This window comes from Kitasatospora sp. NPDC056446 (assembly GCF_042796115.1).
In the GTDB taxonomy this organism is placed as follows: Bacteria; Actinomycetota; Actinomycetes; order Streptomycetales; family Streptomycetaceae; genus Kitasatospora.
Genome location: NZ_JBHTRF010000138.1, coordinates 1 through 9002 on the forward strand (window position 1 = coordinate 1; position 9002 = coordinate 9002).

Below are 9002 nucleotides of genomic sequence, written 5' to 3' on the forward strand. Positions count from 1 at the left end.
GATCTGCATCCAGATTGCCCCGCCGGCGGACTTGCCGGCCTTCGCCCACTCGATGAAGGGCTCCAGCGGTGCGGTCTCGTCCAGGGCGCCGGGGCGGCTGGGGCGGGCGCGGGCGCAGCCGGGGGCGCCGGAGGCGGTGCGGGTGCGGGCGGCGCGGGCGAGGAGGGCGGCGGGCTGGGAGCCGGTGTCGGGCTCGGCGACGGCGGGGTCGCCGACGGCGTGGGGGTCGGCGACGGGGTGGGCGTCGGCGACGGGGTGGGCGTCGCGGTGGGCGTCGGCGTCGGCGTGGGGGTCCGCGAGGGCGTCGGGGTGGGTGTGGGGGTCGGCGTACGGGTGGGCGTCGGGGTCGGAGTCCGCGAAGGCGTCGGCGTAGGCGTCGGGGTCGGTGTGGGGGTGGGCGTGCGGCTGGGGGTCGGGGTGGGCGTCGGACTCGGGCAGGGGCGCGGGTGGTGATGGTGGTGGTGCCCGTCGTGCCCGTCGTGATCGCCGTGCCCGTCGTGCCCGTCGTGCCCGTCGTGCTCATCGGACCCGTCGTGATCGCCGTACCCGCCGTACGCGTCCTCCGGCCGGAGCCCGAGCGAGGGCGGCGGCGTCACCGGGAACGGGGTGGCCCTGGGCGTGTGGCACGGGTGGTGCCCGGGCGGGGGCCGGTGGCCGTGGTGGGCCGCGCCGGCGCTCGGGGCGACGCTGACCCCGACCTGGACGTCGACGTCCACCCCGACGTCCACACTGCCGCCCGGCCCCACCGAGACCGAGACGTCCGTCCCGGTGCAGACGCAGGTGTCCACGGCCGGGCCGTGTTGGTGCCCCCCGGTGTGCGGGGCCCCGGACGCGGTCGCGCCGGTGACCAGCGCGCACATCGCGACCACCCCGACCACCGCGCCGGCCAGCCGTACCCGTCGCCCGGAAGCCTCGGCCCCACCGCCGGCCGGCGATATCCGTCGGAACTGCCGACGCTGGGACATGGGCTCCACGCACCTCTCGGGTCATCCGGGGAGAACGGACGGGCTCGGGTCGACCGACCGCCCGGAACGGCGGAAGGGTCGAATACGGTCGGATCCCGATCAAGAATCGATCGGGTACATCCAAAAGTGATCAGACGTGACCAGGCGGACGGCCCGCCTCCGGGGGCGAGCCGTCCGTCATCAGGTCAAACGATCTTCGAGCCGGCCGGTTACGGCCCGCACTCGCCGTTCCGCACTCAGTGGCGGCGGTGCGCGATCTCCACGTTCTCCAGGACACCGACCGCGTCCGGCACCAGGATGGCCGCCGAGTAGTAGGCGCTGACCAGGTACGAGATGATCGCCTTGTCGTCGATCCCCATGAAGCGGACGGAGAGCGACGGCTGGTACTCGTCCGGGAGGCCGGTCTGGTGCAGGCCGATCACGCCCTGGTTGTCCTCACCGGTACGGATCACGAGGATCGAGCTCGTGTTCTCCTTGGTGATCGGGATCTTGTTGCACGGCAGGATCGGCACCCCGCGCCAGGCCGGCACCTGCTGCCCGCCGAGGTCGACGTGGGTGGGGTACAGGCCCCGCGCGTTGAACTCGCGGCCGATCGCGGCGATGGTCCGCGGGTGGGCGAGCAGGTAGTCGGGGTCACGGCGGCGGTTGAGCAGCTCGTCCAGGTCGTCCGGGGTGGGCGGGCCGGAGTGGGTCTGGATCCGCTGGTCGAAGTCGGCGTTGTTGAGCAGGCCGAACTCCGGGTTGTTGACCAGCTCGTGCTCCTGGCGCTCGCGCAGGGCCTCGATGGTCAGCCGGAGCTGGTGCTCGATCTGGTTCATCGGCTCGTTGTACAGGTCCGCGACGCGGGTGTGGACCTTGAGGATCGTCTGCGCGACGCTCAGCTCGTACTCGCGCGGCTTGAGCTCGTAGTCCACGAAGGCGCCGGGGAGTTCGTACTCCCCGTGGTGGCCGGCCGACATCGCGATCTCGGCCTCGCCGCGCTCGTTCTGGGCCTGCAGCGGCAGGGCCAGGAACGCCTGGAGGTGCTCCTGGAGGCTCGGCGCGTTGTCCCGGATGGCGGCGAAGTCCGCCCGGGTCAGGGTGAGGGCGACACCGGCGGTGGCGGTCTTGGCGGTGAACTCCCAGACGGCGTCCGGGTTCAGCAGCGCGTCGTCGCCGAAGCGGTCGCCGTCGCCGGCCACCCCGACCACGGTGTCGTCGCCGTACTTGCCGGTGCCGATCTGGTTGATCTTGCCGTGCGCGATCAGGAAGATCCGGTCGGCGACCTCACCCTGGGTGGTGAGCACCTCGCCGGGGCCGAAGTTCCGCTGCTGGCAGCGGTCGGCCAGGGCGGTCAGCACCTCGTCGTCCTCGTAGCCGCGCAGCAGGGCCAGCTCGCCCAGCTCCGCCGGGATCACCCGGACCTGGGAGCCGGTCTTGATGAACTCCACCACGCCGTTGCCGACCGCGTAGGTGAGCCGTCGGTTGACCCGGTAGGCGCCACCGGCGGCCTGCACCCAGGGGAGCACCTTGAGCAGCCAGCGGGAGGTGATCTCCTGCATCTGCGGTGCGGACTTGGTCGTGGTGGCAAGGTTGCGGGCTGCAGCCGTCGCAAGGCTCTGCTGCTTGGCCTGCTCTGTCTCCGGGCTCGTGTCCACGGGCATCGGCAGGGACTCCATTCCTGTGGTCGGGTCACGCGGCAAGGGCCGGACCGCCCTGGGCGCATGCCGTGACGGATCATCAGATCCGCAGACTGGTGGGGGCGTTGGCGAGATGATCGGGAGAGCGGCCGCCATGTCGCGGCGACCCATCCGGAACCCTAGATCACCAGGACCCGGCCAAGCCCGTGCAGACGCCCAGTACCCCCCGATAGGGTGAATCTTGCGCGGTCCGCCCCCATGCCCTTGAAGACTCGGGGAACATCCGTTCGCAACTCCGACCCCCGTGCTGCCAAAGGCTTCCCGCCCCGGCCACGGTCCCGTCGGGCTGCCCGGAGGCTCCCGCCGGGCGTCAACACGGCACACCGGTGGGACGGTTCGGGGAGTGGCGGTTCGGTGGCCGCCACCACGGCCGGGCGGCGGGGTGCCGGGGCGCCCGAAGCCGGGTACCGAGAGCCGGGGTACCGGGAGCCGGAGGTGTCACGGCTCCCCGGGCGGATCCCGGCGGATCCACGGCGCGGCGCGGACGGCCCGTCAGGTGCCGGTACGGGGGTGGCCGGCACCTGACGGGGGAACGGGGGGTGCGCGATGGGGACGCGCGCCGGGGAGGTCGCGGGCGGGAGGTCCGGGCGGGAGGCTGCGGGCGGGCGCCGGATCAGGCGCAGGCGACCCGGGTGCCGGGAACGCCGATGATGCCCGAGTTGTTGGCCTCGCCGGCCTTGTACTCGTAGTACAGGTAGGAGTAGAAGTCGATCCGGGTGGCGTCACCGCAGACCGAGTCCGGGGCGACGGTGTACGTCACGGTGAAGGTGCTGCTGGCGCCGGGGGCGAGTGGCACGTTGTACCGGGCGATGCCGCCGTGGACGTTGTCGCTGCAGCCGTTGGTCTGGCTGCCGCAGGCCGTCGCGGTGAACTTGAGACCTGTCTCCAGGCCGGTCGCGTACGTCTCCTGGACGCTCTGGTAGACGAACTGGATCGGCGTGTCGTACGGGTTGGTGAGTGTCAGGGTGAGCGTGAACTCACCGCCCCTGACAGTCGTCGCCTTGTCGGAGACGGCCGTGAGCGGCAGCGGGGTGTCGGCCCGGGCGGGAGTGGCGGAGAGGAGCAGGCCGACTGCGAGGGCCGGGCACGCGGCGAGCGCGGCGCGGACCGGATGTGTTCTGCGCATGTCCAAGGAGCGTAGGCGGCGGTCCCGCCCGGGTTGCGCTCCTCGGCCCGCTTCCGTACCGACGCAGGAGCGGCGAGCGGACACCGGGTACCGGTCGGCCCCGTTTCGGCCCCGCCGGGGTGCCGGGGGGCCTATGCTTCGCCGTCCGCCCGGCCCCGGGCCTCCCGTGCTCCGCCGTGCACCCGGCCCCGGACCGCCGCCGCGGGCTCAGGCCGACGGCGGCAGGATGTCGCAGAGCGCCGCGAGGGCGGCCGGGTAGGCATGGTCGGGCGGGGTGGCGTAGCCGACCACCAGGCCGTCCGCGGCGGGCATGGCCTCCGGGCCGATCGCCGGGTGCCGGTAGTCGGCGAGGCCCTCGACGGCCAGGCCCCGGTAGGCGGCGGCCTTGAGCACCGAGCGCTCGGTGCCCGGCTCCAGCCGCAGCACCGCGTGCAGGCCGGCCGCGATGCCGGACACCTCGATGTGCGGGGCGTCCGCCGCGAGCGCGGCCACCAGCTGGTCGCGGCGGTCCCGGTAGCGCCGGCGCATCCGGCGCAGGTGCCGGTCGTAGCCGCCGGAGTCGATGAACTCGGCGAGGGTCAGCTGGTCCAGGGCACTGGCCCAGCCCTCGCGTTCGCCCTTGGCGGCGAGCACCCGGTCGACCAGGTGGTCCGGCAGCACCATCCAGCCGAGGCGCAGCGCGGGGCTGAGGCTCTTGCTGGTGCTGCCGAGGTAGACCACCCGTTCGGGGTCGAGCCCCTGGAGGGCGCCGACCGGCTGGCGGTCGTAGCGGAACTCGCCGTCGTAGTCGTCCTCCAGGACGAGCCCGCCCCGGCCGCGCGCCCAGTCGACCACGGCGGCGCGGCGGCCAGGGTCGAGCGGGCCGCCGGTCGGGAACTGGTGGGCGGGGGTGAGCAGGACCGTGCGGAGGTCCTCGTGGTGGGCCAACTCGGCGACCCGGGCGCCGTGTTCGTCGATCGCCAGCGGGCGGGCGGTGACCCCGGCGGCGGCCAGCAGGCCGCGGTGGAAGCCCAGTCCGTACGCCTCGACGGCGAGTGGCCCCTGCTCGGCGGGCGGCAGGGCGGGCCGGGCGCCGTCGAAGAGCAGCCGCAGCGCGTGGGCGAAGCCGGAGCAGACCACGATCCGGTCCGGGTCGGTGCGCACGCCGCGGGCGCGGGCCAGGTAGTCGGCGAGCACGGTGCGCAGTTCCCGGCGGCCCTGCGGGTCGCCCGGTCCGAAGGCCTCGTTGGGCGCGGCGGTGAGGGCCCGGCGGGCGGCGGCCAGCCAGGCGGTGCGGGGGAAGGAGGCGGCGTCGGGCCGGCCCTGGCGCAGGTCGTGCCGGGGGCCGGGCCGGAGCGAGGGCCGACGGGCCCGGGTGGCCGGGACGGGCTCGGCGCGTTCGGCGACGGTGGTGCCGGAGCCCTGGCGCGCGGTGAGCCAGCCTTCGGCGACGAGTTCGGTGTAGGCCTCGGCGGCGGTGTTGCGGGCCAGGCCGAGGTCGGCGGCGAGCGCGCGGTACGGCGGCAGCCGGGTGCCGGGCGCCAGTCTGCCGCTGCGGATCGCCTCGCGCAGGGCCGCCATCAGCGCGGCGCGGCGGCCACCCGTGGCCGGGAGGTCGAGGTGCAGGTCGTTGCCGGTCGGGTGGGCGGGCTCGGAGGGGTGCGTGCCCCGCGTGTCCGTCATGTTCACGCACCCTACCGGCCGCCCCGGCGCCGCCCGGCGGGCGGTCCGGCCCCGCCCTTCCCCCTTCTCCGGTCTTCCGGCGGGGAGGGCGGTCACCCCCCTCCCACCGGGCGACGGCTCAGGGGGCGACGGCCCAGGGGCGACGACTCAGGGGACGACGGTCACCGGCCAGCGGCCCGCCTTCACCAGCCGGACCGCCACCGAGCCGATCACCTTGTGCCCGGCCTGCTCCGAGACGCCGACCACCACGGCGTCGGCGCGCAGCTCGTCGGCGAGCTTGGCCAGGCCGCCGTACGGGTCGCCGCGCATGGTCAGGAAGCGCCACTCCACCTTCCACACCTCGCGCACCCGCTCCTCGGCCTCCCGCAGGGCGGCCAGCAGCTCGTCGGCGATCTCCTGGGTGGTCTCCTCCACCGCGGCCCCGGCGAGGGCCGTCGCCGCGCCGAGGATCGGCTGGACGTACGCCACCGCGAGGACGGCGCCCTGCCGGCGGGCGAGCCCGGCGGCGTAGGCGGTGGCGCGCCAGGAGGAGTCGGAGCCGTCCAGCCCGGCCAGGATCACCGAGGGCCCGTCGGTCCCCAGCTCGAAGCCCCGGGGCACGACCGCGACCTCGTGCTCCTCCGCACCCTGCCCTTCGCCGCCGTGCCCTCCGAGCCCGAGCCCTTCGAGGCCGTGCCCTTCGGCGCCTGGTGTTCCCGCGTCCGCGGAGTCCGCCGTGTCCGCCGCATCGCTGTCGTTGCTCATGCGCCCGAGGCTATGCCTGCCACCGTGCGTGGGTGCGGGGGGCACTCCGGGTGAGCCCTGTGGTGCGGGCCACCCCGGGCGGCGGCAGCGGCGGCGGTTTCGGCACCGGGGGCTGGTCGGCCGTCACGCGCTGTCGACGGTGTGCGCGGCCTCACACGGTCTTCGGTGTGGCCCGGACCACTTCACCCGAGGGTTTGATCTTGGAAATAGGTGCAAAACAGGCGAAATGGCCACAATTCCTTGATCCTTACGCCCGGTAACAGCCCCCTGACGTGGCTAAACCTCAAAATCCTTGAAACTGCCACGACCACCCCCGTAACTTCGAACCCGTTGCACCGAGCAATCCGCTCCGGCCGGGCCTCACCGCCCCCGAGCAGGAACGGTGCAGGACCACGTGAGCGACGTGTCCCCGAAACCGACGGCCTTCCGAGGGCCTGGTTCCGCGTGCTCACTACGCCCTCCGAAAGGAAATTCATGACCTTCCGTAACGAGACTGCCGCTGCCACCACCACGGCCACCCCGAAGCGCAACCGCGTCCGGATGGCTCTGATGGCCGGGGCGCTCACCGCCCTCCCGGTGGCCGGCCTCGTCACGGCCACCAGCGCCTCGGCCGCGCCGGCCACGGTCTGGGACAAGGTCGCCTCCTGCGAGGCCACCGGCAACTGGGCCATCAACTCCGGCAACGGCTTCTACGGCGGCCTGCAGTTCACCTCCAGCACCTGGGCGGCCTTCGGCGGCACCTCCTTCGCCCCGCGCGCCGACCTGGCCACCAAGGACCAGCAGATCTCCATCGGCGAGAAGGTCCTCGCCTCCCAGGGCCCCGGCGCCTGGCCGATCTGCTCCGTCAAGGCCGGTCTGAGCAAGTAAGACCCCCCGCCAAGCCGCCGCACCCCCACCGGGGTGCGGCGGCTTCGTCGTGCCCGGTCGGCTGCGGTGCACCCCCGGCTTCGACGCGCCCCTCGCCTTCGGCGGACGCCCCCGGCCTCCTCGCCCCCTCAGACGGACTGCCCCACCGGCCGGGGCGGGAGCGGCAGCGGCACGGCGGGCAGACCGTCGATGCTGGTGGCGACCAGCGGCTTGCGTTCGCAGTAGGCGCCGAACTCCTCCTCGTCCTTGCGGTCGAAGTACTGCGCGTGCAGGTCGCGGTCGGACCGGTAGTCCATGAACGGCACCGCGTACCCGCAGGAGTCACTGACCCGCTCCGCCCTGACCAGCACGATCGCCCGCAGGCCCGAGCCGTCGGCGGCGGGGTCGAAGTGGCCGAGCAGTCCGGCGAAGCGCGGGTCGTCGCGGAACACGGCCTCGCCCACGCCGTGCACCCGGACCACCGTCGGCGGCCCCTCGAACGCGCACCACATCATGGTGATCCGCCCGTTCTCCCGCAGATGGGCGACCGTCTCGGCCTGCGAGCCGCCGAAGTCCAGGTAGGCCAGGGTGAGTTCGTCGATCACCGCGAGGGTCCCCGAGCGGCCCTTCGGCGAGAGGTTGACGTGCCCGTCGGCGGCCAGCGGGGCGGTCGCGACGAAGTAGACGGGCTGGCTCTCGATGAACCGGCGCAGTCGGCCGTCGATGCATTCGTACTGCTTTCCCATACCGGCGATTGTGCCCCCGTCTCAGTCCGCAGGAAAGGAAGATCCGCTCCCTGAGACGGTCCGGTTCCCGCCTGGCGCGCCTAGAATTGCCCCCGCGCTTGCCAGTCGGCAGTCCGAGCAAGGGAGTCGAGATGGACGGCCGCACCCTCGCACCCACCGCCCCCGGCATGGTCCTCGGCACGCCCGCACCGCCGCTGCGCCGGTACGTCCTCGGCTACCGCGGCTACCGGCTCGCCCTGCGGGAGCCCCGGCGGCGCCTGGAGGTGCCGACGGACATGGTCACCGTGGCGCTCGCCTTCGAGGGCACGATGCGCCTCACCGATGCCGTCTCCCCCGCGCCCGCCACCGCCTTCGGCTCGGTCGCGGCCGGGCTGCGCCGCACCGCCACGATCGCCGAACACGCGGGCGTCCTGCACGGGTTGGCCGTCTCGCTCACCCCGCAGGGGGCCTTCCGGGCGTTCGGACCGCTGGCCGGCGACCTCGGCGGGCAGTGGGCCGAGGCCGGGGACGTCCTGGGCCCACGGCTGCGGGCGCTCACCGACCGGCTGGCCCACGCCCCCGGCTGGCCCGCCCGCTTCGCCATGCTGGACGGGTACTTCGGCGCGCTCTTCGCGTACGGCCCGGACTGGGAGCCGTCCGTCCGCTGGGCCTGGCACCACCTGCGGCGCACGCACGGGCAGGTGCCGGTCCGCACCCTCGTCGAGGGCACCGGGTGGAGCCGGCGCCGGCTGGAACTGCGCTTCCGCGAGCAGCTCGGCGTGGCCCCCAAACAGGCCGCCGGGATCCTCCGGCTCCAGCACACCCTCGGTGTCCTCGCCCTGCGGGAGGACCGCCCGACCGGCGCCGACCTGGCCGCCCTGTGCGGCTACTACGACCAGTCCCACCTCGACCGGAGCTTCCGGGGCATGGTCGGCTGCTCACCCCGCGAGTTCCTCGCCTCGCGCGGCACGGCCGCCCCGCTGCGCGAGCCCGCCGACCGCGCGGCCGGCCGGGTGACCAGCGCCGTCCTCGACGCCGGCCGCGCCTGACGGACGGCCGGGCCGAAACGGCGCCGCCGTGCCGCCCGGAGACCGGGCGGCACGGCGGTTTCCACGGTCACGGCCGGGTACGGCCGTCACGGCCGTCCGGGCCGGCTAGGTCCAATGCCAGTGACTTTGGCGGTCTGTGCTCGTTGGTTGTGGTGTGGCGAGGGTGGGGCAGGTCAAGTCGCCTGCGGATGAGCGGTTGTCGGACC

At 74.1% G+C, this 9002-nt stretch carries 8 protein-coding genes; 3 read left to right on the forward strand and 5 right to left on the reverse strand.

The annotated features are described in order from the left end of the window. On the forward strand, positions 1–453 hold a 453-nt coding region (locus ACFQ6N_RS39505), incomplete at its 5' end, for a hypothetical protein (RefSeq protein ID WP_380658992.1). A gap of 748 nt (positions 454–1201) precedes the next feature. On the opposite strand, the gene ACFQ6N_RS39510 is transcribed toward ACFQ6N_RS39505, so the two are convergent. From ACFQ6N_RS39510 to ACFQ6N_RS39525, 4 genes are all read right to left on the reverse strand, one after another. Then, the gene (locus tag ACFQ6N_RS39510) at positions 1202–2608 is read right to left on the reverse strand and encodes a family 2B encapsulin nanocompartment shell protein (protein WP_380658993.1); all 1407 of its coding nucleotides are present in this window, start codon (positions 2606–2608) and stop codon (positions 1202–1204) included. A 649-nt stretch (positions 2609–3257) separates the two neighbouring features. Continuing rightward, entirely contained in the window at positions 3258–3770 is a 513-nt protein-coding gene (locus ACFQ6N_RS39515) for a hypothetical protein (RefSeq protein WP_380658994.1), read from the reverse strand. 207 nt (positions 3771–3977) lie between these two features. Then, positions 3978–5432, reverse strand: a complete 1455-nt coding sequence (locus ACFQ6N_RS39520) for a PLP-dependent aminotransferase family protein (RefSeq protein ID WP_380658995.1) — start codon at positions 5430–5432, stop codon at positions 3978–3980. A gap of 147 nt (positions 5433–5579) precedes the next feature. Then, positions 5580–6176: a universal stress protein gene (locus tag ACFQ6N_RS39525; protein WP_380658996.1), complete on the reverse strand. Its 597-nt coding sequence runs from the start codon at positions 6174–6176 to the stop codon at positions 5580–5582. 474 nt (positions 6177–6650) lie between these two features. On the opposite strand from ACFQ6N_RS39525, the gene ACFQ6N_RS39530 reads away from it, so the two are divergent. Continuing rightward, positions 6651–7043, forward strand: coding sequence for a transglycosylase family protein (locus ACFQ6N_RS39530; protein ID WP_380658997.1), 393 nt, complete (start codon positions 6651–6653; stop codon positions 7041–7043). 128 nt (positions 7044–7171) lie between these two features. Here ACFQ6N_RS39530 and ACFQ6N_RS39535 read toward each other — a convergent pair whose 3' ends face one another. Beyond that, positions 7172–7768: a pyridoxamine 5'-phosphate oxidase family protein gene (locus ACFQ6N_RS39535; protein WP_380658998.1), complete on the reverse strand. Its 597-nt coding sequence runs from the start codon at positions 7766–7768 to the stop codon at positions 7172–7174. A 131-nt stretch (positions 7769–7899) separates the two neighbouring features. On the opposite strand from ACFQ6N_RS39535, the gene ACFQ6N_RS39540 reads away from it, so the two are divergent. Continuing rightward, positions 7900–8796, forward strand: a complete 897-nt coding sequence (locus ACFQ6N_RS39540) for a helix-turn-helix domain-containing protein (RefSeq protein WP_380658999.1) — start codon at positions 7900–7902, stop codon at positions 8794–8796. The last annotated feature ends 206 nt before the right edge of the window (positions 8797–9002 follow it).

Excerpts from the sequence above, each read along its gene's own strand:
- ACFQ6N_RS39510 (WP_380658993.1), bottom strand. The coding sequence starts at position 2,608 with ATGCCCGTGGACACGAGCCCGGAGACAGAGCAGGCCAAGCAGCAGAGC.
- ACFQ6N_RS39515 (WP_380658994.1), bottom strand. The coding sequence starts at position 3,770 with ATGCGCAGAACACATCCGGTCCGCGCCGCGCTCGCCGCGTGCCCGGCC.
- ACFQ6N_RS39520 (WP_380658995.1), bottom strand. The coding sequence starts at position 5,432 with ATGACGGACACGCGGGGCACGCACCCCTCCGAGCCCGCCCACCCGACC.
- ACFQ6N_RS39525 (WP_380658996.1), bottom strand. The coding sequence starts at position 6,176 with ATGAGCAACGACAGCGATGCGGCGGACACGGCGGACTCCGCGGACGCG.
- ACFQ6N_RS39530 (WP_380658997.1), top strand. The coding sequence starts at position 6,651 with ATGACCTTCCGTAACGAGACTGCCGCTGCCACCACCACGGCCACCCCG.
- ACFQ6N_RS39535 (WP_380658998.1), bottom strand. The coding sequence starts at position 7,768 with ATGGGAAAGCAGTACGAATGCATCGACGGCCGACTGCGCCGGTTCATC.
- ACFQ6N_RS39540 (WP_380658999.1), top strand. The coding sequence starts at position 7,900 with ATGGACGGCCGCACCCTCGCACCCACCGCCCCCGGCATGGTCCTCGGC.